This window comes from Paraburkholderia sp. (assembly GCF_049581445.1).
GTDB lineage: Bacteria > Pseudomonadota > Gammaproteobacteria > Burkholderiales > Burkholderiaceae > Paraburkholderia.
The window spans coordinates 1-23,011 of record NZ_JBAURZ010000008.1 but is presented as its reverse complement, the minus strand read 5'-3'; the positions used below and the strand labels follow the sequence as shown (position 1 = coordinate 23,011).

Genomic DNA, 23,011 nt, shown 5'->3' with positions numbered 1-23,011 from the left:
CGGCCGGGCGGCCCACGCCAAACCGGGCCGCCAGTTCGCGCTCGGACGGCAGGCGTGACTCGGCGACGAACTGCCCATTGCGGATCTCGGCACGGATGCGCTCGGACACCTGCTCGTAGATCTGCTTGGGACGAAAGGTACTTTCCAATGCGAGGGCGGGTGTGACCATGGGCGCCTGTAAATCCGCGGATCGGGGTGGTTTGCTTGCCGCTGACCCGGATTCAAACCAGTTCTTGTAATCAGGTTTTAAATTGGTTGATGCCGAACCACATTTGGTCTACATTTTGAGCCAGTATAGAACAGCAAGGAGGAGAACAGCGTGGTCTGCAGGCAAGAATTTTCGGCCATTGCGCCGGGCGCGAAACGATAAGGGCGTGCATCAATCATGAAACTGAATCGCGTGATCAGCACGGTTGAAGTGCACACCGGCGGCGAGCCGTTCCGGATCGTCACCAGCGGGCTACCGAAGTTTCCCGGCAAGACGATTGTCGAGCGGCGTACCTGGCTCAAGGAGAATCACGATCATTTGCGCCGTGCGCTGATGTTCGAGCCGCGCGGGCATGCGGATATGTACGGCGGTTACCTGACCGAACCGGTCAGCGAAGGGGCTGATTTCGGCATCATTTTTGTCCACAACGAGGGCTATAGCGACCATTGCGGACACGGGGTGATCGGGCTCGCCACCGCCGCCGTGGCGCTTGGCTGGATCGAGCGCACCGAGCCGGAGACGCGGGTGGGGATCGACGCGCCGTGCGGCTTCATCGAAGCCTTCGTCAAATGGGACGGCGATCACGCAGGCAGCGTACGTTTCGTGAATGTGCCGTCATTCATCTGGCAGCGCGATGTCACGGTCAACACGCCGAGTTTCGGCGAGGTGCGCGGCGATATCGCCTTTGGCGGCGCGTTCTATTTCTACACCTCAGGCAGGCCGTTCGATCTGAACGTGCGTGAGGCGGAGGTGGATCGCCTGATCCAGTTTGGCGCCGAAGTGAAGCGGGCGGCGAACGAGGCCTTCAAGGTGGTTCATCCGCACATACCTGAAATCAATCACATCTACGGCACGATCATCGACAATGCACCGCGCCACGCGGGCTCGACGCAGGCCAATTGCTGCGTATTCGCCGACCGTGAGGTGGACCGCTCGCCCACGGGTTCGGGTACGGCAGGACGGGTCGCGCAACTCTATCTGCGCGGCGAGTTGGGGCGCGACGAGACGCTCGTCAACGAATCAGTGATAGGCACGATTTTTCGTGGCCGCGTGCTGTCCGAAACGAAGCTCGCGCAGTTCGACGCCGTGATCCCCGAAGTGGAAGGTGACGCGCATATCTGCGGTTTTGCGAACTGGATCGTCGACGAACGCGATCCGCTCACTTATGGTTTCCTCGTGCGCTGAACGGCGCGCGGACCGAGGCGCGGGCTGACCGCCTGATTCCCCGCGCCTTGCCCTCATCCTGAACGAACCACATGACCCAACCCACCACGCAGATCTTCGACGCCGTTGCGACCGCCCGGCTCACGCCTTACGCCGAACTTGTCGAGGCATTGAAAACAGCTTCGGTCGATTACGCGCAGAACCGCATCGTGAGCCCGGAGCGCCTGGTGGTGCCGCTCAATGCGGGCGGCATCATGCTGTCGATGCCGGCCACCGCCCCCGATCTCGGCATCCACAAGCTGGTCAACGTGTGTCCGGCCAACGGGCCACGCGGCCTGCCGACCATTCACGGCCAGGTCATGGGCTTCGACGCCGACACGGGTGCGACGCTCTTCATCCTCGATGGCCCGACCGTCACCGGCCGACGCACGGCGGCGATGTCGATGCTCGGGGTGCAGACCTTCAAAGGCGGGGCATCGGGCAGGGCCGCGCCGCGCGAGTTTCTGCTGATCGGCACGGGGACGCAGTCCGCCAATCACGCTGAGGCGATCGGCGAACTGTTTCCCGAAGCGCGCGTCTGGGTGAAGGGTAGCGCGCCAGCGAAAGCGGAGGCCTTCTGCGCCGCGCATCGCGGCAAGACCCCCAATCTGCAAGCGCTCGGGAGCGCGGAGGTGCCGGATGGTGTCGACGTGGTGATTACGCTGACTACCAGCAAGCAGGCTGTCTACGACGAAGCCGCGCGTGCAGAGCGTCTCGTGATCGGCGTTGGCGCGTTTACGCCGCAGATGCTGGAAATCGGCGCGCGCACGGTGCACGGTAGCGCGCTTTACGTTGACGATCTGGCCGGCGCCCGGCACGAGGCTGGCGACTTTATCCAGGCGGCCGTGAACTGGGCCGATGTCACCGGCGTTGCAGCGCTGCTGGACGGGTCCGCGCTACCGCCGAAGGCCAGCACGCCCGTGCTATTCAAGAGCGTAGGCTGCGCGGCGTGGGACCTCGCCGCTTGCCGGGTGGCGCGTCAGTCTCTGGAGAAAGGCTAAAGCTTTCAACGCCGTCAAACGGTCACGAACACGCGTAGCGTGCAAACAATCCAAAAACGTTGCACCATAGGCGTTTGCCAGAAGACGCCGGATGTCCGGCGTTATGCCCTTGACTGACGCCTACCACGACGGTGACACAGCGATATGATTACCCAACACGCCTCTGCCACGCCTGACTTGCCGCTCGATATGATCATCTTCGGCGGCACCGGCGATCTGTCGTTTCGCAAGCTGCTGCCTGCGCTGTATATGGCGCATCTGCACTGCAACCTGCCGCCGGAAACCCGGATTCTCACGATTGGCCGCAAGCCTTGGTCGCGTGAGGAATACATCAACGAGTTCATGGAAGCGAAGGCCAAGCCCTTCATTGAAAAGAAGTGCTTCGAGGCTGGCGCATGGGACAAATTCCTCGCGCTGTTCGAATACGTGCGCATGGACGTGGATTCGGCGGAGGACTACCAGCGTCTAAAGCAAGTGTCGCGCGAGGGCGCAAGGCGCGTGTTCTATCTGGCAACCTCGCCGGACCTGTTCACGAACATCTGCGACAACCTCTCGGGCGCAGGACTCATTGACGAGCATTCGCGCGTCGTGCTGGAAAAACCGCTGGGCCACGATCTGGCGTCGGCGCAGGAGATCAACACTGCCGTTGGTCAGCATTTCAGCGAAGCGCAGATCTACCGGATCGACCACTACCTCGGCAAGGAAACGGTGCAGAACCTGATGGTGCTGCGCTTTGGCAACGCGATTTTCGGCCCGTTGTGGCAGGCGCCGTATATCAAGAGCGTGCAGATCACGGTGGCGGAAACGGTGGGCGTGGGCAGCCGAGCGGGCTTCTATGACAAGACCGGCGCGTTGCGCGACATGGTGCAGAACCACCTGCTGCAATTGCTGTGCATCGTCGCGATGGAGCCGCCCGTCTCACTCGATCCGGACGCGGTGCGCGATGAAAAGCTCAAGGTGCTGCGTTCGCTGCGCCCAATGACGCCCGAAGATATCGCGCGAGACACCGTGCGCGGCCAGTACACCGCGGGCGCGGTGGATGGCGAAGCGGTGAAAGGCTACCTGGAAGAAGACAACGTGCCGGCCAACAGTCGCGCCGAAACTTTCGTCGCGTTGCGCGCGCAGATCAACAACTGGCGCTGGGCCAACGTGCCGTTCTTCCTGCGTACCGGCAAGCGTATGCAGAAGAAGGTGTCGGAAATCGTTATCGAGTTCTCCGAACTGCCGTTCTCGATCATCCCGAGCGGGCCGCGTCACTATGGCAACCGTCTGGTGATCCAGTTGCAGCCGGAAGAATCGATCCAGTTGCAGATGCTGGCTAAGGAACCGGGCAGCGGCATGCATATGCTGCCTGTGAACCTGAATCTCGACTTGCAACAGGCCTTTACCGAGCGCCGCGCCGAGGCATATGAGCGCCTGCTGATCGACGTGATCCGTGGACGTCTGACGCACTTCATGCGGCGCGACGAGTTGGAAGCGGCGTGGGCCTGGGCCGAGCCGATCCTCGAAGGCTGGCAGAAGTCTGGCGAACGGCCGCGCGGTTATACCGCCGGCACCTTTGGTCCGGCGGCTTCGACTACCTTGATGGCGCGGGAAAATGCCGTGTGGGCGGAAGAGTCGGAGTAAGCGGCTGGTTGCCAGCTTGATGCATTCGAGCGCTTGAAATCGAAGGCGGCCGCGGGATTGGGCCGCCTTTGTTCATTCTGCTGGTGACGGGGGCTCGGCAGGGTCGGCAGCGCGCCGCGTTCCCGTTTCCGCCTCGAAGAGCCGCTCCCGTTGACGCGGCGACATATCCAGCTTGCTAGCCAGCCCTTCGAGCGGCAGCGAGCGCTCCACATGCTGTTCCATCAATAGAATGGCTCGCCAGACCTCCGGATGCCTGGCCGGCTCAGGGCCGGCCGGATGCGGTTGCGGCGCATCGCCTTTCTGCATCTCGCCGACCAACCGGATACGCAGCGCCTTCTACACAGTAGCGTGCTCGACGTGCCGCAGCAGGACTGCGGTGGCCACATCCATAGACGCTCGCCATTGGCGTCGCCGTCCCAAGTCGATGGCGTTTTTGTTCTATCAGCCGTTTTTACGCTTTGGTCTACTTGAGCCATGTTGAGAAGTGCGTGAAACCTTCCGGAAAGAACCGTCTGAGCGGCAACGACGGTGAGGTCCGGTCCGGCAGCTTACCCATCAGGACCAGGCAGCCCACATGAACGTCAGCGAATGTTAACTACGGGACTAGCCCCATGAGCCGCTATTCAATATTCAGTTTGTTCCGCAACGGGTTGTCGTATCACGAGAACTGGGAGCGGCAGTGGAGAAGCCCGGAGCCGAAGCGCGAGTACGACGTGGTGATCGTCGGTGGCGGTGGACACGGTCTTGCCACCGCGTACTACCTCGCCAGGGAACACGGCGTGCGCAACATCGCGATCCTTGAGAAGGGCTGGATCGGCGGCGGGAATACCGCGCGTAACACGACCATCGTGCGATCGAACTACCTGTGGGACGAATCCGCCGCGTTGTATGAGAAGGCGATGAAACTCTGGGAAGGCCTGTCGCAAGATCTCAATTACAACGTGATGTTCAGCCAGCGCGGCGTGCTGAATCTGGCCCACACGCTGCAGGACGTGCGCGATACCGAACGCCGCGTGAACGCAAATCGCCTGAATGGCGTGGATGCGGAATTTCTCACGCCCGAGCAGATCAAGGAAATCGAACCGACCATCAACCTCAATAGCCGCTATCCCGTGATGGGCGCTTCGATTCAGCGTCGCGCCGGCGTGGCGCGTCACGATGCGGTGGCGTGGGGTTTTGCGCGTGGCGCGGATCAGCACGGCGTCGATATTATCCAGAACTGCCAGGTAACCGGTATCCGTCGTGAAGGTGGTGCTGTGACAGGCGTCGATACCGTGAAGGGCTTCATCAAGGCGAAGAAAGTCGCCGTGGTGGCAGCAGGCAATACCTCGACGCTCGCCGACATGGCCGGTGTTCGTCTGCCGCTGGAAAGTCACCCGCTGCAAGCACTGGTGTCCGAACCGATCAAGCCGGTGGTCAATACCGTGATCATGTCGAACGCGGTGCATGCGTATATCAGCCAGTCCGATAAGGGCGACCTGGTGATCGGCGCGGGCGTCGATCAGTACGCCGGCTTCGGCCAGCGTGGCAGCTTCAACATCATCGAAGGCACGCTGGAGGCGATCGTCGAAATGTTCCCGGTGTTCTCGCGTGTGCGGATGAACCGGCAGTGGGGCGGTATTGTGGATATTTCGCCCGATGCGTGCCCGATCATCAGCAAGACCGACGTGAAGGGCCTCTATTTCAACTGCGGCTGGGGCACGGGCGGCTTCAAGGCGACACCAGGCTCGGGCTGGGTGTTCGCCCACACCATCGCGAACGACGCACCGCATCCGCTTAACGCGCCGTTCTCGCTGGATCGCTTCTACACCGGCCATCTGATCGATGAACACGGCGCTGCCGGCGTGGCTCACTAACCCACACCAACGGAGAAACCATGCTGCTGATCGAATGCCCGTGGTGCGGGCCGCGCGCCGAATCCGAATTCTCGTGCGGCGGCGAAGCCGATATCGCCCGACCGCTCGAAACCGAAAAACTCACCGACAAGGAATGGGGCGAGTACCTGTTCATGCGCAAGAACCCGCGCGGCGTGCATCGCGAGCAATGGCTGCATACGCAGGGCTGCCGTCGCTGGTTCATGGCGACGCGCGACACGGTGTCGTACCAGATCCTCGGTTATGAAACTTTCGGTAGCCAGAAAACTGTTGGTCAAGCTGGCAATGCCAATCAGGACGCTCAAGAGGGCAAGAAACCATGAGCCAGAAAGACCGCCTCGGCGCTGGTGGGCGCATCAACCGCGCGATTGCGCTGACCTTCACGTTCAACGGCCGCACATATCAGGGTTTTCAGGGCGACACGCTGGCGTCGGCGCTGCTCGCCAACGGCGTGCACTTCGTGGCCCGTAGCTTCAAATACCACCGTCCGCGTGGCATCGTGACGGCAGGTGTTGAAGAACCGAATGCTGTGGTGCAACTCGAACGCGGTGCGTACACCGTACCGAATGCGCGTGCGACAGAAGTGGAGTTGTATCAGGGGCTGTTCGCAACGAGCGTGAATGCCGAGCCGAGTCTCGAACATGACCGCATGGCGATCAACCAGAAGTTTTCGCGCTTCATGCCGGCCGGGTTTTACTACAAGACCTTCATGTGGCCGCGCAAATGGTGGCCGAAGTACGAAGACAAGATTCGCGAAGCAGCGGGTCTTGGCAAGGCACCTGAAGTGCCGGACGCAGACCGCTACGACAAATGCTTTGCGCATTGCGACGTGCTGGTAGTGGGCGGTGGCCCGACCGGACTGGGGGCTGCGCATGCGGCGGGCTTGTCGGGCGCGCGGGTGATTCTGGTGGACGACCAGCGTGAACTCGGCGGCAGCCTGTTGTCGTGCCGCGCTGAAATTGATGGTCGCAGCGCCTTGAAATGGGTCGAGAAGATCGAGGCCGAACTGCGGCACATGCCCGAGGTGCAGATTCTTAGCCGTAGCAATGCGTTCGGCTATCAGGATCACAATCTCGTCACCATCACGCAGCGGCTGACGGACCATCTGCCGGTGTCGATGCGCAAGGGCACGCGTGAACTGCTGTGGAAGGTCCGCGCCAAACGGGTGATTCTCGCCACCGGCGCGCATGAGCGTCCCATCGTGTTTGGCAATAACGATCTGCCGGGCGTGATGCTGGCCTCGGCTGTCTCGACCTACATTCATCGTTATGGCGTGTTGCCAGGCCGCGAGGCAGTCGTGTTCACGACCAATGACGACGGCTATCAATGCGCGCTGGACTTGAAGGCCTGTGGTGCGAAGGTTACGGTGGTCGATCCGCGCGATCAGGGCAACGGCGCACTGCCGACTGCGGCACGCCGTCATGGCGTCATGATCCTGAACAACGCGGTCGTGACGACGGCGCAGGGCAAATTGCGCGTGAACTCGGTCGAAGTGGCCGCGTACACCAACGGCAAGGTCGGCGCCAAACAACCTGATCTGAACTGCGATTTGCTCGCCATGTCGGGTGGCTGGAGTCCCGTGCTGCATCTGTTCGCGCAATCGGGCGGCAGGGCGCATTGGAACAACGACAAGGTGTGTTTTGTGCCGGGTAAGGCGATGCAACCGGAAAGCAGCATCGGTGCGGCAGCGGGAGAATTCAGCCTTGCACGCGGTTTGCGTTTCGCGGTGGACGCCGGCGTCGAAGCAGCCAAAGCGGTGGGGTTCTCGGTGGCGCGTCCCGAGGTGCCGCACGTCGCGGAGATCAGTGAAGCGCCAATGCTGCCGCTATGGCTGGTAGGCAGTCGCGAGGCCGCAGCACGCGGACCGAAGCAGTTCGTCGACTTCCAGAACGACGTGTCCGCCGCCGACATCCTGCTTGCCGCGCGTGAGGGATTCGAATCTGTCGAACACGTCAAGCGCTATACGGCGATGGGTTTTGGCACCGATCAGGGCAAGCTCGGCAACATCAACGGCATGGCGATTCTGGCCGACGCGCTTGGCAAGACGATTCCCGAAACCGGTACGACGACGTTCCGGCCCAATTACACCCCGGTCACGTTCGGCACCTTTGCGGGCCGCGAACTGGGCGATATGTTCGATCCGATCCGCAAGACGTGCATTCACGAGTGGCACGTCGAGAACGGCGCGGCCTTCGAGGACGTGGGCAACTGGAAGCGTCCCCGGTACTACCCGAAGGAAGGCGAAGACCTGCATGCGGCAGTGGCGCGCGAGTGCCTCGCCGTGCGCAACAGCGTCGGCATTCTCGACGCCTCGACGCTCGGCAAGATCGACATTCAGGGCCCCGATTCCGCGCAGTTGCTCAACTGGGTCTACACGAACCCGTGGAGCAAGCTCGAAGTCGGCAAGTGCCGCTACGGCCTGATGCTCGATGAGAACGGCATGGTGTTCGACGACGGCGTCACGGTGCGCCTGGGCGAGCAGCACTACATGATGACCACCACGACCGGCGGCGCCGCACGCGTGCTGACCTGGCTCGAACGCTGGTTGCAGACCGAGTGGCCGAACATGAAGGTACGGCTCGCGTCGGTGACGGATCACTGGGCCACGTTCGCAGTGGTGGGGCCAAAGAGCCGCAAGGTGCTGCAGAAATTGTGCAGCGATATCGAGTTCGCCAATGCCGCGTTCCCGTTCATGTCGTATCGCGAAGGCACGGTGGCGGGTGTCGCGGCGCGTGTGATGCGCATCAGCTTTTCGGGCGAACTGGCCTACGAAGTGAACGTGCCGGCCAATCTGGGTCGCGCCGTGTGGGAAGCGTTGATGGCCGCAGGCGCCGAGTTCGATATCACGCCGTACGGCACCGAAACGATGCACGTACTGCGTGCGGAGAAGGGCTACATCATTGTCGGTCAGGATACGGACGGCTCCATCACACCGTATGACCTTGGGATGGGCGGGCTGGTGGCGAAGTCGAAAGACTTCCTCGGCAAGCGCTCGTTGACGCGTTCCGATACCGCGAAGGAAGGCCGCAAGCAGTTCGTGGGCCTATTGCCCGATGACGCCTCGTTCGTGCTCCCGGAAGGCAGCCAGATCGTCGCCCGACCATTTACGGGCGACACTGCGCCGATGCTTGGGCACGTGACATCGAGCTATTACAGCCCGATCCTGAAGCGCTCGATTGCGCTCGCCGTCATCAAGGGCGGCCTCGACAAGATGGGGCAGAACGTGACGATCCCGCTTGCCAACGGCAAGCAGATCACAGCGAAGATCACCAGCCCGGTTTTCTACGATACGGAAGGAGTGCGTCAACATGTGGAATGAAGCAAGAAATAATGCGCCGGGCGTGGCTACGACGATCGTGCAGCGCGCGGCCGGCGAAGTCTGGCAGGAGTCGCCGCTGGTGGGTCTCGGCGATCTGTTGAAGGCGCATCAGGCGGCCGCATCGAAGAAGTTCAGCTTGAGCGAGCGGCCATTTCGCGATCTGGTGAACCTGCGCGGCGATGCGAACGATCCGACGTTTGTCAGCGCCGTGGAGAGCGTGACGGGTTGCCGTCCGCCCGCGAAGCCCAATACGGTGGCGCGCGGCAACGCTTACGACGTGCTGTGGCTGGGGCCAGACGAATGGATGGTGTGCTCGCGGCAGCAACAAGCTCCGACGCTGGAAGGCAAGCTCGCGCAGGCGCTGGAGGGGCAGTTTGCGTCGGCGGTGGATATTGGCAGTGGTTATACGGTGCTCGAAATCAGCGGCGAAAAGGTGCGTGATGCGATTGCGCGGGGCTGTCCGCTGGATTTGCATTCAAGGGTGTTCGCTCCGGGGCAGTGTAAGCAGAGTCATTATTTCAAGGCGTCGATTGTGCTGGTGCCGGTTAGCGAGGATACCTATGAACTGGTCGTGCGCCGCAGTTTCTCCGACTATTTCTGCCGGATCATGCTCGACGCGGCCGCGCCGCTGATGTCATGAAGCCGGTCGAAGAAGGCATTTGCATCATTGCGCTGACGTTGGCACTGCATCACGAGTATGTGCGTGCGGTCGCGGCACGGATGAGTCCAGATACGTTGGGACGAGCGGTCGGTGAGGCGCGGGTGTGGGCGGGACGGTTTGAGCGATAGGGGGTGGGGGACCGCATGACGATGCCCCCACGGGCGCTGCTCATCGAGCATAAATAGCATGCCTCAATATTTTGTCGAGACATATTTTTCGACATGCTATTTTAGGAACTATGTTCGGCAGCGGCTTCGAGGTGATCACGTTGCAGGGCCACGTCTACGCGGATGGGAAGTCTACAGGCCTTAAGCCGGATGCAACCCCCGCATCAACTGCCGCACCCGCGACAGATCCTGATCGACACTCTCGGCCTGTTCAAACAGCACGGCAAGCCAATCAACGAAAGCCCGCACGCGTGGCGACACCTGCCGGTTCTTCACATACGCCACGGATACGGCCATCGGCGTGGGCTTCCACTGCGGCAACACTTCGCGCAACTGCCCGGCGTCGAGATACGGCTGCGCGGCAATCCGTGCAGGCTGAATCAGGCCAAGGCCTTGCAGTCCGCAGGTCAGATAGGCCTGTTCGTCGCTCACCCTCACGAAGCCATTGACCTTCACATTGAGCGCACTGTCGCCCACTTCGAAATCGAAGTCCACGGCGCGCCCGTTGTGTGGCGACATGCAGTTGACGGCCACGTGATTTGCCAGGTCGTCGAGATCATTGGGCATGCCGTAGCGTTCGAGATACTCCGGGCTCGCGCAAGTCACATGCTCGAGCGTGCCCAGACGCCGCGCCGCCAGACCGGAGTCCGGCAACTCGCCCAACTGGATGCTGCAATCCACCGCTTCCCCGACCAGATCCACCGGGCGGTTGCTCACGCCAATCGCCAGATCGATGTTGGGAAAGCGCTCGTGAAAATCATCGAGCGCGGGCAACACCAGCGCGGTCGCCACCGCCGCCGGCATTTCGACTCGCAGGCGGCCGCTCAAATGATCCGTGGCATGGCGCAGACTCGCTTCCATCTCGTCGATGTCGGCGAGAATCTGCGAGCAACGCTCGTAGTAAGCAGCGCCTTCGGGCGTCAGGCTCAGACGGCGGGTGGTGCGCACCAGCAGCGCAGTACCAAGCAGGGCTTCGAGGTTCTGCACTATCGTGGTCGCGGTCGCGCGCGGCATGTCCAGCGATTGCGCGGCACGCGTGAAACTATGGGTATCGACGATACGGATAAAAGTGCGCATCGCCTGAATACGGTCAATCACGGGCAATCTCCTGTGCAAACTGTGCTGAAGCGGGACAATTCGAATCAAGGCCGTACGGCCAACGCACCTCGTCCCGTTGGGGAGGCGTGTCGGCGTGACGATGCGTGGCGGGATCAGGGCAGGCCGCCGCAACGGGCGCGGCCTGTGCATCACGGCGAGCTGGCGATGCGCCAGCCGGCGTGACGACCTGTGGAACTACCGGAATAAAACGTGGCTGCAGCCTGGCTGGATCTTGATTAAAGCCAGGCTAAAACGACCGGCAGTTACTGCCTGAGCGAGTCGAGATCGACGACGAAGCGATACTTCACGTCGCTTTTCAACATGCGCTCATATGCATCGTTAATCTTTTCCATCGGAATCAGTTCGATGTCCGATGTAATACCGTGCTCGCCGCAAAAATCGAGCATTTCCTGCGTCTCGGCAATGCCGCCGATCATCGACCCGGCCAGACGCCGACGTTTCATGATCAGGTTGAACACCTGCGGCGACGGGTGATCGTGCTCCGGTGCGCCGACCAGGGTCAGCGTGCCGTCGCGGCGCAGCAACTCGAGGAACGGGTTCAGGTCGTGCTGCGCGGCCACGGTATTGACGATAAGATCGAAGCTGTTCGCATGCGCCTGCATTTCCTCAGGGTTCTTCGAGATCACCACTTCGTGAGCACCGAGGCGCTTTGCATCTTCAACCTTCGATTGTGACGTCGTGAACAGCACGACGTGCGCGCCCATTGCCCGCGCGAGCTTCACGCCCATGTGGCCGAGGCCGCCCAGGCCCACGATACCGACCTTCTTGCCAGGACCCGCACCCCATGTGCGCAGCGGCGAATACAACGTGATGCCGGCGCACAGCAGCGGCGCTGCACCGGCCGCGTCGAGGTTATCGGGAACCCGCAGGACGAAGGCCTCGTCCACCACCAGTTGCGTCGAGTAGCCGCCATACGTGATGTCGCCGGTCTCTTTGTCTTGACCGTTGTAGGTGAGGGTGGCACCGTTTTCGCAATACTGTTCGAGTCCTTCCGCGCAACTCGGGCAGGTGCGGCAGGAGTCCACCAGACAGCCCACGCCGACCAGATCGCCCGCCTTGTAGCGTGTCACGTCCGGACCCACGGCAGTGACGCGGCCAACGATTTCATGGCCCGGCACCACCGGATAAACGGTGTTTTTCCATTCGTTGCGGGCCATATGCAGGTCCGAATGGCACACGCCGCAAAACAGGACTTCCATGTGCACGTCATGGGCGCGCAATTCGCGGCCCTGATATTCGAATGGGCCGAGCTTCGACTGGGCGTCGTTAGCTGCATAGGCGTAAGTCGTGTTCATGAGTGCTCCTGGAAAAGAATGGATTGCACAAGGTGCCGACGGTGGCGACTTGCTGTCGCCGATGTGGCTGCACCTTGAAAGGGACCGGGATCAATGGGGCCGGGTGTCTGCTGCCTCGACGCGACGCTGGCTGGTTACGTAGTCACAGCAGTAGTAACAGCGGCAATGGTGCGCATGTCGGCAAAAAGCAGCAAAGAGGGTGATCCGGCATGCTTCACATCTTAGGCAGCGGCATCTGGCTGGGGAATACCTGAATATCTCGAAGGTTTGCCTATTTCTCCTGAGAGCGAGCGCTATAGGCGGTTTGGTGCTAAATTTCAAGCCTTATCCTCTGCCGCATCGAGAAGCTTTGTCATGGAAACTACTCAAACGCCTAGTGCCGGGACCAGTGAGGCCCAGCAACGGATGGTCACGCTGTTCGATACGCTCGCGCCTAACGTAGGCTTCACGCCGTCGTGCCTGGACGGCGTCAAGTTCATGCGTGCGAACCGTCCCATGCCACGTATGCCGGTGCTCTACGAGCCGAGTATCGTGATCGTTTGCCAGGGCCGCAAGCGCGGCTATCTGGCCGACAAGACGTATCTGTACGATGCGCAGCAGTACCTGGTGTTGTCAGTGCCGCTGCCGTTCGAGTGCGAAACCGAAGCGAGCGTCGAGGAGCCGTTTCTCGGCATCTCGGTGCGGGTGGACCTGACGGTGGTCGCCGAACTCTTGATGGCGCTGAACGAAACGCTCGGAACGACGCACACCGAACCGCGCGGCATCTATTCGACGCCGCTCGACCCCATCATGTCCAACGCCGTCCAGCGTCTTCTCGAAGCGCTGGCCTCGCCGCTCGACGCGCGCATTCTGGCACCGGCTATCATGCGCGAGATCTGTTACCGCGTGCTGACAGGTGAGCAAGGCGACGCGATCCGCGCGGCGCTCACGCATCAGCAACACTTTGGCCGCATCGCGAAGGCGCTGCGCCGGATTCACAGCGATTACCGCGGCGAGCTCGACGTTGACACGCTCGCGCGCGAGGCCGGCATGAGCCTCGCCGTGTTCCACGCGCAGTTCAAGGGCGTGACGGCTACGTCGCCGATGCAGTATGTGAAAACCACGCGGCTGCATCACGCGCGCTTGCTGATGGTGCAGGACGGCTTGAATGCGGGCGCAGCTGCGGCCCGTGTTGGTTATGAGAGCGCCTCGCAGTTTAGCCGCGAGTTCAAGCGCCTGTTTGGCCTCAGCCCCGTCGATGAAGTGAAGCGCATGCGCGCGGTGTTCGATACGCCGCCGACGCCAACATCGCAGCGCGCCGTCATACAGGCGGAGAAATACGTCACGGCAGTGTAAGTTGTGGGGCCGCCAAGCGTGGGGCACGCCAATGGGCCCCACGTTCACCCATACGGACAAGGACGCTGCGTCACAGCAGATTAACTTTCCCCGTCTCCAGATCGTAGACCGCGCCGACCACTTTGACTTTGCCGTCCGTCACGGAAAGCCCGATGATCGGCTTCGACACGCTCAGGCGGTTGGCGTTAAGACGCACGTTCTCGACAGTCGCTCTTGCCTTCAGATCTTCGTCGCCGTGTAACTTTGCGATCGCTACCGCCGGTTTGATGGAACGCACCAGATCTGGCAAATGGCCTGGCAGTACGACGTTTTTCTGAATCGCGTCGACCGTCGCGCTCACCGCGCCGCAATTCGTGTGACCCAGCACCATGATGAGCGGTGTGTGCAGAAACCTCACCCCATACTCCAGACTGGCGAGCCCGTCCTCGTTGACGAAATTGCCGGCTACGCGCACCACGAAAAGATCGCCGGGGCCCTGATCGAAGGCAAGTTCGGGGGAAACGCGCGAGTCCGCACAACTCACGATCGCGGCGATCGGATACTGCGCGCTGACCCGTGCCGCGCGTCCAGCGGAATAGTCCTTGTTGGACGGGGCGTTGGCCACGTAGCGCGCGTTGCCGTCCAGCAGGCGTTGCAGTGCGTCGCTGGGGGCGATGGCGTTTGGTGCGTCGGCGTCAGCGGGTTCGGCGGCGCTTGCTTCGCGGGACGCGATGCCGGCGAGCGTCAACGATACCGCACCGGCGAACAGCAATTGACGACGTGAGGCTGAGGGTAGAGCGTGGTCGCACATGATGCGTCTCCCTTGGTGTAGGGACTGCTTTGGGTTCCTTATGCTGCGCGCAAACACGTTGGTTGCGCAACGCGCATCTATACTGGGTTCAACCCGCGGTTCACACCGAAACGCGGTGCATGACCTGACAGGAGGCGTGTGATGGTTAAGGTAGCGTTATTCGTCCGTCTGCAAGCAAAGCCCGGCAAGGAACAGGAGGTAGAGCGTTTTCTGCTAGACGGGCTGCCGTTGGTTGAGGACGAGCCAGCGACGACCGCGTGGTTCGCCCTCCGTCTTGGGCCCTCCACCTATGGCATCTTCGATGCCTTTCCCGATGAGGCAGGGCGTGAGGCGCATCTGTCAGGCAAGGTCGCTGCGGCGCTGATGGCCAAGGCGGGGGATTTGCTGGAGGCGCCGCCCGCCATTGGCAAACTGGACGTGCTGGCAGCCAAGCTGCCTGGCTAGCGTAGCGGGGTTGAGCGCGCTTTCACTTACCGTTCGACGCAGCCGGATCCTGGTTGGCGTAGTGGGCGCGCTTTTCGTCATACATCAACAGATCCGCGCGCTGCACGGCCGCTTCGAGCCGTTCGCCTTGCTGGCAGGTCGCCGCCGCCATCGAGAAACTCAGCACGGCGCCGGGATAGAACTGGTTGTTGAGGTCCAGCAACTGGCGGATCGTGTCGATCATCGCGGCGCCGCCGCGCTCATCGGTGCTGGGCATCAGAATGGCAAATTCGTCGCCGCCGATGCGCGCCGCGTGAAACGGCGTTTCCATCGCCTTGGCGAGCACTTCGCCGGCGCGGCGCAACAGCGCGTCGCCAGCCGCGTGACCGAGTTGATCGTTGACGCGTTTCAGGCCGTTCAGATCGGCCATGATCACAGTCACCGGGAACGGTCCCTTGCGCTCGAGCCGGTTCAGCTCATCCACATAGAATGAGCGGTTGCGCAGTTTGGTGAGCACGTCGTGCTTGCCGAGGAACTCCAGGTACGCTTCGGCTTTTTTACGTGCGGTGATGTCGGTGAGCGCCACCAGCACGAGGTCCCAGTGCTGTTCGTGGCCCGGCAGCACGGAAAACTGCAGATGCACGTGCACCTCGCTGCCGTCCAGCGAGTAGTTGAGCACTTCGCGCTGCTGGAACAGCTTGCCGTCCCACAGGTCGATCAACTGCTCGCGGAAATGCGGGCGCATGTCGTCGCGGAATACGTCGGCCAGACGCGACAGTAGGGTCTTCTTGTCCGGCGCCGCGAACATTTCGAGGGTGTGCTGATTCACATCGAGCACGTGAATTTCCTGCATGCAGCGTTCGACGAACTCCGGGTGTACGTCCGTGAAGACCCGAAAGTCCGCGATGCCGGCCGCGCGGGCGTCATCCAGCAGCCGTTTGACCGCGCTGAAATCCTCCACCCACAACGACACCGGCGAGTGTTCAAACAGGCCGCGCGTGTATTGCTCAGCGGCCGTGATGCGATGGCGTGCGCCTTCCAGTTCGGTAATGTCCTCGGTCGAGATCAGCACCCGGTCCCAGCGCGCTTCGTGGCCGGGCAGCACCGCGCCCTTGAGCAGGACGTCGAGCCGGCGTCCGCCAAGCGTGTAATTAACCGTCTGGCTCGTGAAACTGGTCTGTCCGGCCCACAACTGACACAGTTCCTCCAGATGCGTTTTGAGCATGTCGTCGCGGAACACGGCGCCGAGATTGTCAGTGAGCGCGGCAAAATCGGCCGCTTCAAACTGGGCGAGGGTCCGTTGATTGACCTTGACGACGCGAATGCTCTGGGCGCATTGCGCCACCTTTGCCGGATCGGCTTTGAAATGGGCACGCAGATCGGTCACGCCCTCAGCGCGCCAGGCGTCAAACAGCGCACGCACGCCGCTGAAATCCTCCAGCCATAGAGAAACGGGGGCTAGCTCGAACATCTCCGAGTCGTCGCGAGCGGACGACAGACCGCGTGGCGTGTCTTGGGCACTGAGGATATCCAGCATGACGAATCCGAAGTCGGTGGAGCGGCTATTTTAAGGTGCCTTGGGGTTGTACAGGAAACGCGTAGATAAGTATTGCGGCGGCGCAGTCCTGGTTTGACTCACAGCGGTGGCCAAGGACGTCCTTCAGAAAGCTAACGGCAGGGATTGGGTGAACTTGAGGCGAGGAGGCCGGGAGCCTTGCTGTTTCGGGCTCTGGCCCTCGGGCGGGTGGCTTGGGAGGGGCGCCAAGGTTACTGCCCAGCCCTGAGCGGATCCGCGCGTGCCTTGTTACACTTTTGCTGTCTCAATGTCCCGCACCGTGAGCGTCCAGACCATGAAACCATCCCTGCTAATCCTGATTCGGTTGAACGACACGAGCCGCGCCAGTATCGCGAACACTTTCGACGCCACTTACGCCCCTGACCAGGCCAGCCGCGCGACCGCGATCGCGAAGCGTGGCGGCGACTTTCAGGCGGTGTTGACCAACGGCACCACTGGCTTGACAAGTGCCGAAATCGACCAGATGAAGCAACTGGAATTGGTCAGCGCCCTGGGGGCGGGCTACGAAAACATTGCGGTGGACCATGCGCGTGCTCGCGACATCATGCTGGTCAACGGCGCCGGCACCAATGCCGACTGCGTCGCGGATCACGCTTTTGCGCTGTTACTCGCAGTGGTGCGTGACGTGCCGCAACTCGATGGTGCGACCCGCCAGGGCGCGTGGCGCGACACTTTGCCGATGCGCCCCAATGTGTCGGGCAAGCGGCTAGGCATTCTCGGCCTGGGCCATATCGGGCACAAGGTGGCGCGTCGCGGCGCCGGTTTCGACATGGAACTGGGATATCACAATCGCAAGCCGCGAGACGGTGAGTCGATGCCTTACTTTGATAGCGTGATGGCCCTCGCGCAATGGTGCGATTTCCTCGTCGTTACGCCGCCGGGCGGTCCCGGAACAAAGCATCTCGTCAACCGAGCTGTGCTGGAGGCGCTTGGACCAGAGGGTTTCGTCGTGAACGTCTCGCGTGGCAGTGTTGTCGATACGGCGGCGCTGGGCGCCGCTTTGCGCGCCGGGACGATTGCGGGCGCAGGGCTGGACGTCTACGAGGGCGAACCGCAGCCGCCTGCCGAGTTGATCGGGCTTCACAATGTGGTGCTCACGCCGCATGTGGGCGGACGATCGCCGGAGGCGGTGACTGCCTCGGTCGACAACTTTCTCGCCAACGCCGCGCGCCATTTTGCGGGCGAACCGGTATTGACGCCAATCTGATCGCATTGCCACGCATCGCATTTCGCAATGGGTGGTGAAGGGGATGGCCCAAAGCGCGCTGACCGTGGCAAATCCAGGTGTCCTTAACACCGCCTTTCACTGGATCAACTTCAACCCCGACGGCAAGGACTCGCCAAACACGCGCCCTTCGTCCGCTTCGTCGAGTTCAACCGTCTCCCGCACCATCGTGATCCAGCTAGCGGGCGCATGCGCCGATTCCAGCCGTTTGACGACACTCGCGCGCACCTCATCGGGCAAGTCTCTTGAGCGGTCGCCTGTCATGCGCGCGATCTGCACGGCGGCGAATGCGGCCGGTTCGACCTTCTTCCAGTCGAGCGCGAGAATCGTCTCGAGCCACGGCACCGCAACCTGCGCCGGCACCACGCTGTGGGCGCTGCCGTAGAACGGACGCCGCGCCCCGATCCGGCCCACAGCCCACCAGCCCTGATGATTCTCGGATGGCTTCCTGAGCCGTTCGAGCAGACGCTCGCCGAGTTCGACCTTGCGTTCGGCAGGCACGCGTTCGAGCGACGCTTCGAGGCGCAGCATATCCGCGTAGCCCGATTTGGCCGGATCGAATGGCAACTTGTTGCGCGCGGAGCTAGCCGCCTGCATGTAGGCGAGCGCATCGAGCACCATGAGCTGTTCAGGCTCGCCCAGGCCACCGGCCGCGCGTCGCCAGAGCGTCCACCACTCCGACCAGACCTGACTGTCGTTGATGTACTGGATGCCGTCGTCGAACAGTGTCCATAACTGTTCGACGCGCCATTCATCGAGGGGATAGCCGAAGCCCGGACGAACGCAGTAGCCCGCGAGGTTTAGCCACAGACGCTCGTGATCCGCGGAACGCCGCCGCCGCTTTACACGTTCCCACAACGCACCGAACAGCTCGCGCAACAACGCGCTGTTCCAGCTCGCGCGTGCGCCGAGTAACTGCTCCAGTTCGGCGCGGACACGCTTGACCTGTTTCGGGTCGACTTTCTGCGAGCGGGAGCCAAAAGTACGGTCGATAAGATCCAGAGCCTTGGGCAGCGCAGGATGAAGGGCTTCATCGGAAACGGTGACTTTGGCGTCGCCGCGCCGCAACTGGAATTCGAGCAGCCAGCGCTGCGAGGCATCGGCGGCGTCGATGCAATGCACGTCGAGCGTGCCGAGTTCGGTGAGCGAGGCGGCGAGCTGGACCGGCGTCTCGTCCGCTTGACGCGTATTGCGCGCGTGCACGACAGTGGCGATTGGCGGCAGGCGCACGAACTCGCCCAGCGCGAGTTCCGCGATTTCACCGGGCTGCCAGGCGGTATCTGCGACCGACGACACGAGGTGAAACTGCACAGGCTGATCGAGCCGTAGCGCGAACGTGCGATCCGCGAGTTGAATCTCGCGGCCTTCTTCAGTGCCGCGCGGTAGCACGCAGACACCGTGCAGTGCTTCAGAGGTTTCGTCGAGGGCCAGAAAATAGCTGCGCGGCGAACCGCCGCCAATGCGCGGCGCCTGACCGGCGCGCGCCAGCAGATAAGCGACCGCACCGCGCGCCACCGCTACATCGGGGTTGTCGTTGTGCAGCACTTGCAACGGCGCACCACGCCAACTGCCGAGCGTGCTCGCCAGCCGTTCGGTCAGCGCCGAGGCGCGAAACACGCCACCGTTGAGCAGGAGCGTGTCGGGGATCGCCAGGGCCTGATGGTCGCCATCCGCCGCGTTATCTGCGATGCCCAACGCCTCACGCGATGGCGCGCTCAGGCGGCTCAGAAAAGCCGCTACGTGTCGCGTGATGGACGGATCGCTCGCATACGGCAGGCCGAATTCGACGATCGCCCCACGCGGACGACCCGGCCGTGCATCGGCTGACACCGCCGGGAAAAATCCGTCCACGATGATCTGCTCGACTTCCTGCCGCGTCAGCTCGGCCGAGCGCGCTCCGCCGATCAGCTTCGAGCCGGCCCCAAGCAGCGTGATGGAGAGGGATTCGGGCGCATCCGCACTGAGCAGTTGCTCCTTCGCCGCGCGACATCGCTCGACCAGTTGCGACAGGCTCGCCGCCGACAGACGCGTTTGCGGTGCCTGCAGGTTAGCGAGCCGACTCTCCGCCAGATGCGCGAGCGCCAGATCCATGTTGTCGCCGCCGAGCATCAGGTGATTGCCCACGCCGATGCGTGTGAGCTGCGGCTGACCATCCTGCATCTGCACCTTGATGAGGGTGAAGTCGGTCGTGCCGCCACCCACGTCGCAGATCAAGACGAGGCGTGTCGCTGCGAGGTCGCTGCTTAATGTTGCGCGATGCCGGAACAGCCAGTCATAGAAGGCGGCTTGCGGTTCTTCGAGCAGACGCAAGGCAGGCAACTGCGCCATGCGCGCCGCTTCGAGTGTAAGGGCGCGCGCGCCGTCATCGAAGGAGGCGGGCACCGTGAGCACCACGTCCTGATCTTCGAGGCGCGCAGCTGGGAAACGATGGTTCCACGCAGCGCGCACGTGGGCGAGATAGCTTGCGCTCGCCGTGACCGGCGAAACCTTGTCGACGTCGTCGCCGGCGCCCCACGGCAAAATGGCCGCGGTGCGATCGACCGATGCGTGCGACAGCCAGCTTTTCGCGCTCGTGACGAGCCGCCCCGGCACCTGCGCACCGAGGCTGCGGGCGAGACGTCCAACGACGGCGTGCTGCGCCTCAGCACCAGGTGAAGCAGACCACGGCAATTGCAGATCACCCGCGCTAAGTTCGCCCTGTGCCGCGTGATAGCGGACCGACGGCAGCAGCGGGCGCGCCGCGACCTCGCCGGGACTGACGAGCTGCTCGATCTCGAACACGCAGATGTCCTCGGACCCCGCCTCGACATAAGCGACGACCGTGTTGCTCGTGCCGAGGTCGATCCCGACGATGTACTGCTTCATCGCGCGCAGTTCAGAGGTTGGCGTTGCCGCGCACGTCGAACTCCACCTTCCAGCGCTCGCCGGTGCCGCGCGGGACGGCTTCCAGTTCGAGTGTGCCGGATTCCGTGACGCGCGCATGCAGCTTCACCGCGACAACCTCGCCGGGGCTGCGGCCCTCGGGCGGCAGTGTGGCCTGGATCTCGTCGAGTTCCTGCAATTCCTCGGGCGACCAGTAGTCGAGCAGCGTGCCCACCTGATCCTGGCGACGCACCGACGAACCGAAGAAACGGAAGTGCACCGGCTCGCCCACGACGAGGCCAAATTCCTGCGCGGACAGTTGCGCATCGGTGCCTTCCTCCATGCCGAACGGCGCGACGCACAGCGCCTGGATGGGTGGTTCGAGACCAGGTACAGCAGGCATCGCCGATTCGACGGCGATATAAAAGGCCCGCGCAATCCCGCCGCGAATCCGCACGCCCTGACCGCGTTTCACGTAGCCGTAATAAGCGGCGCCGCGTGCTACCGCGAGGTCGAGGTCGGCGCCTTCCAGAAGACGTGCAGGAGCCGCGCCTTCAGCGGTGAGCCAGCCGTTGAGCGTCAGCATGATGCGCTCGACCAGCAACGGCGATTTGAAAACACCGCCGTTGAAGAGCACCGCAGTTGGATGCAAGAAGCTCGCACTCTCAGGTTGCTTCGTTTGGAGTCCTTCGAGTTCGGCGAGTGCCCCCACCTGACGGCCGAGGAATGCTGCGAGATGACGTGTGATCGCCGCGTCCTGCGCATACGGCAGGCCCAGTTGCGTCAGACCCGCGCGGGCGCGGCTAACCGGACGCGCGGCGCTATCCACGGGCGGGAAGAAGCCGTCGAGAATGGTTTGCGTGAGTTCAGCACGCGCCAGTTCGGTGCGGATCGAGCCGCCGATCAACTTCGAACCACGGCTCGGCACGACGAGCGGCACGGTCTCTGCCGTGGGGTCGCTCAGCAGTGTTTCCTTGGCGGCGCGGCACGCATAGGTGAGGGCGCGTAGTTGCCACGGGTCCGGCTGCGTGCCCTGCGCGGCCAGCTTGCGGGCCACCACGTGAGCCAGCGCAAGATCCATGTTGTCGCCGCCAAGCAGGATGTGCTCGCCGACCGCGACGCGATGCAGTTCGAGATTGCCGTCGCGTTCGACGACAGCGATCAGCGAGAGGTCGGTCGTGCCGCCGCCCACATCGACCACCAGAATGATGTCGCCCACGCGTACCTGTTTGCGCCACTCACCGCTGCTTTTCTGAATCCAGCTATAGAGCGCAGCCTGCGGTTCTTCGAGCAGCGTCATGCCGGTGTAGCCCGCTGCCTGAGCGGCCTCGGCGGTCAGCTCGCGAGCAGCCGGATCGAACGAGGCCGGAATCGTGACCGTGATTTCCTGCTCGGTGAACGGCGCGTCCGGGTGAGTGTGGTCCCACGCTTCACGCAAATGCGTCAGATAGCGGACCGAGGTTTCAAGCGGCGAGACGCGTGTCACTTCAGGCGGCGCGTCATTGGGCAGGATCGCTGCGCGGCGGTTCACGCCTGGGTGGCAGAGCCAGCTTTTCGCGCTCGATACCAGCCGGATCGGCGTGGCCGCGCCACGGCTGCGCGCCATCTCACCGACCGCGAAATCGCGTGTACCGGTCCAGGGCAAGCCGAGGTCGAACGGGGCGAGTTCGCTCTCATGAGGCAGATAGAGGAAGGAGGGCAACAGCGGCAGATCGTCGATGGTGCCGGGCGCCGTGAGCTGAGTCACGGGCAGCACGCCCTGGGCGGTTTTCTCGCCGTCGCTGCCGGCAAAGTCCACATAGGAAAGCGCACAGTGAGTCGTGCCCAGATCGATTCCGATCGAATAGCGCGGTTCGCTCATAGCTCCACCTCAGCGGGTGCGATTACCTTGGCGTCGTGGCTCTCAGCAAGCCGCGGCAGACGGACCTCCTCGACGCGCCAGCCGCGATGGCTGAGGCTGCCGGTGAACGGCGCTTTGCCGACCACGTTGCCGGTGACGCGCACAGCGCTTGCGTCGAAGCCTTCGGGCAGCGTGATGCGGCTGCCTTCGGCTTCGTCGCGCACCGGGCGAATCGTGAAATGCTCGCGGAGCACCGTCCGGCAGCCACCGTGGACGACACGCGCAGCGGCGCCTACATCGGCGTCCGAGTAGTTGGCCACGTCTTCTTCGATGAAGTCGACAAAGCGCGCATCACGCTGCAGCAAGCCGAGCAGCTGCAGCGCCGCATCGGGGGTGGCCTGTTTAAGTACCACGGGCGCGGGCTGCGGGGTTGGTGCGGGCGCGGCGACTGGCGCCGCTGCTGTCGCCGGGCTCGTTGCCATAGGTG

19 protein-coding genes and 1 pseudogene are annotated in these 23,011 nt (G+C 62.8%); 11 read left to right on the top strand and 9 right to left on the bottom strand.

All coding sequences use genetic code 11. The features are described from left to right. The coding region (locus WCA85_RS00330; RefSeq protein WP_424060963.1) for a GntR family transcriptional regulator at positions 1 to 169 on the bottom strand (169 nt) is incomplete at its 3' end. A 216-nt stretch (positions 170 to 385) separates the two neighbouring features. On the opposite strand from WCA85_RS00330, the gene lhpH reads away from it, so the two are divergent. The 3 genes from lhpH to zwf all read left to right on the top strand — a co-directional run bounded on the left by lhpH (position 386) and on the right by zwf (position 4,038). Beyond that, positions 386 to 1,393: a trans-3-hydroxy-L-proline dehydratase gene (gene lhpH, locus WCA85_RS00325; RefSeq protein ID WP_424060961.1), complete on the top strand. Its 1,008-nt coding sequence runs from the start codon at positions 386 to 388 to the stop codon at positions 1,391 to 1,393. A gap of 71 nt (positions 1,394 to 1,464) precedes the next feature. Continuing rightward, entirely contained in the window at positions 1,465 to 2,412 is a 948-nt protein-coding gene (gene lhpI, locus WCA85_RS00320; RefSeq protein WP_424060960.1) for a bifunctional Delta(1)-pyrroline-2-carboxylate/Delta(1)-piperideine-2-carboxylate reductase, read from the top strand. Between the two features lie 144 nt (positions 2,413 to 2,556). After that, complete coding sequence (zwf, locus tag WCA85_RS00315; protein WP_424060959.1) at positions 2,557 to 4,038, top strand: glucose-6-phosphate dehydrogenase; 1,482 nt, start codon at positions 2,557 to 2,559, stop codon at positions 4,036 to 4,038. 120 nt (positions 4,039 to 4,158) lie between these two features. Here zwf and WCA85_RS00310 read toward each other — a convergent pair. After that, positions 4,159 to 4,437 (bottom strand): annotated as a pseudogene (locus WCA85_RS00310) (GlxA family transcriptional regulator); the annotation flags it as partial. Between the two features lie 212 nt (positions 4,438 to 4,649). Between WCA85_RS00310 and WCA85_RS00305 the strand changes: the two are divergent. Genes WCA85_RS00305 through WCA85_RS00285 form a run of 5 tightly spaced genes read left to right on the top strand, consistent with a single transcriptional unit; the run spans position 4,650 to position 10,020 of the window. After that, entirely contained in the window at positions 4,650 to 5,894 is a 1,245-nt protein-coding gene (locus WCA85_RS00305; RefSeq protein WP_424060958.1) for a sarcosine oxidase subunit beta family protein, read from the top strand. Between the two features lie 20 nt (positions 5,895 to 5,914). Next, positions 5,915 to 6,235 (top strand): sarcosine oxidase subunit delta, encoded by a 321-nt coding sequence (locus tag WCA85_RS00300; RefSeq protein ID WP_424060957.1) that lies wholly within the window; start codon positions 5,915 to 5,917, stop codon positions 6,233 to 6,235. After that, complete coding sequence (locus tag WCA85_RS00295; RefSeq protein ID WP_424060956.1) at positions 6,232 to 9,231, top strand: sarcosine oxidase subunit alpha family protein; 3,000 nt, start codon at positions 6,232 to 6,234, stop codon at positions 9,229 to 9,231. Before WCA85_RS00300 ends, WCA85_RS00295 begins: the two co-directional genes overlap by 4 nt. Continuing rightward, positions 9,221 to 9,871 (top strand): sarcosine oxidase subunit gamma, encoded by a 651-nt coding sequence (locus WCA85_RS00290; protein WP_424060955.1) that lies wholly within the window; start codon positions 9,221 to 9,223, stop codon positions 9,869 to 9,871. Before WCA85_RS00295 ends, WCA85_RS00290 begins: the two co-directional genes overlap by 11 nt. Then, a complete protein-coding gene (locus WCA85_RS00285) occupies positions 9,868 to 10,020 on the top strand; it encodes a hypothetical protein (RefSeq protein ID WP_424060953.1) in 153 nt (50 codons plus the stop codon). Before WCA85_RS00290 ends, WCA85_RS00285 begins: the two co-directional genes overlap by 4 nt. Before the next feature lie 180 nt (positions 10,021 to 10,200). Here the strand turns inward: WCA85_RS00285 and WCA85_RS00280 are convergent, their stop codons facing one another. Beyond that, positions 10,201 to 11,157, bottom strand: coding sequence for a LysR family transcriptional regulator (locus WCA85_RS00280; RefSeq protein WP_424060952.1), 957 nt, complete (start codon positions 11,155 to 11,157; stop codon positions 10,201 to 10,203). A 263-nt stretch (positions 11,158 to 11,420) separates the two neighbouring features. Further along, on the bottom strand, positions 11,421 to 12,473 hold the full coding sequence (locus WCA85_RS00275; protein ID WP_424060950.1) for an NAD(P)-dependent alcohol dehydrogenase: 1,053 nt from the start codon (positions 12,471 to 12,473) through the stop codon (positions 11,421 to 11,423). 354 nt (positions 12,474 to 12,827) lie between these two features. Between WCA85_RS00275 and WCA85_RS00270 the strand changes: the two genes are divergently transcribed. After that, the gene (locus WCA85_RS00270) at positions 12,828 to 13,808 is read left to right on the top strand and encodes an AraC family transcriptional regulator (RefSeq protein WP_424060949.1); all 981 of its coding nucleotides are present in this window, start codon (positions 12,828 to 12,830) and stop codon (positions 13,806 to 13,808) included. Positions 13,809 to 13,878: 70 nt separating this feature from the next. Here WCA85_RS00270 and WCA85_RS00265 read toward each other — a convergent pair whose 3' ends face one another. After that, entirely contained in the window at positions 13,879 to 14,598 is a 720-nt protein-coding gene (locus WCA85_RS00265; protein WP_424060948.1) for a carbonic anhydrase, read from the bottom strand. A 141-nt stretch (positions 14,599 to 14,739) separates the two neighbouring features. Between WCA85_RS00265 and WCA85_RS00260 the strand changes: the two genes are divergently transcribed. Continuing rightward, positions 14,740 to 15,042, top strand: a complete 303-nt coding sequence (locus tag WCA85_RS00260; protein ID WP_424060946.1) for a putative quinol monooxygenase — start codon at positions 14,740 to 14,742, stop codon at positions 15,040 to 15,042. A 22-nt stretch (positions 15,043 to 15,064) separates the two neighbouring features. Here the strand turns inward: WCA85_RS00260 and WCA85_RS00255 are convergent, their stop codons facing one another. Beyond that, complete coding sequence (locus tag WCA85_RS00255) at positions 15,065 to 16,558, bottom strand: diguanylate cyclase domain-containing protein (RefSeq protein ID WP_424060945.1); 1,494 nt, start codon at positions 16,556 to 16,558, stop codon at positions 15,065 to 15,067. Positions 16,559 to 16,871: 313 nt separating this feature from the next. Between WCA85_RS00255 and WCA85_RS00250 the strand changes: the two genes are divergently transcribed. Beyond that, positions 16,872 to 17,804, top strand: coding sequence for a 2-hydroxyacid dehydrogenase (locus WCA85_RS00250; protein ID WP_424060944.1), 933 nt, complete (start codon positions 16,872 to 16,874; stop codon positions 17,802 to 17,804). 96 nt (positions 17,805 to 17,900) lie between these two features. Here WCA85_RS00250 and WCA85_RS00245 read toward each other — a convergent pair whose 3' ends face one another. The 3 genes from WCA85_RS00245 to WCA85_RS00235 form a co-directional block, all read right to left on the bottom strand. Continuing rightward, positions 17,901 to 20,687: an Hsp70 family protein gene (locus WCA85_RS00245; RefSeq protein WP_424060942.1), complete on the bottom strand. Its 2,787-nt coding sequence runs from the start codon at positions 20,685 to 20,687 to the stop codon at positions 17,901 to 17,903. Between the two features lie 10 nt (positions 20,688 to 20,697). Beyond that, a complete protein-coding gene (locus WCA85_RS00240) occupies positions 20,698 to 22,545 on the bottom strand; it encodes an Hsp70 family protein (protein WP_424060941.1) in 1,848 nt (615 codons plus the stop codon). Next, the coding region (locus WCA85_RS00235) for a DUF2760 domain-containing protein (RefSeq protein WP_424060939.1) at positions 22,542 to 23,011 on the bottom strand (470 nt) is incomplete at its 5' end. The genes WCA85_RS00240 and WCA85_RS00235, both read right to left, overlap by 4 nt.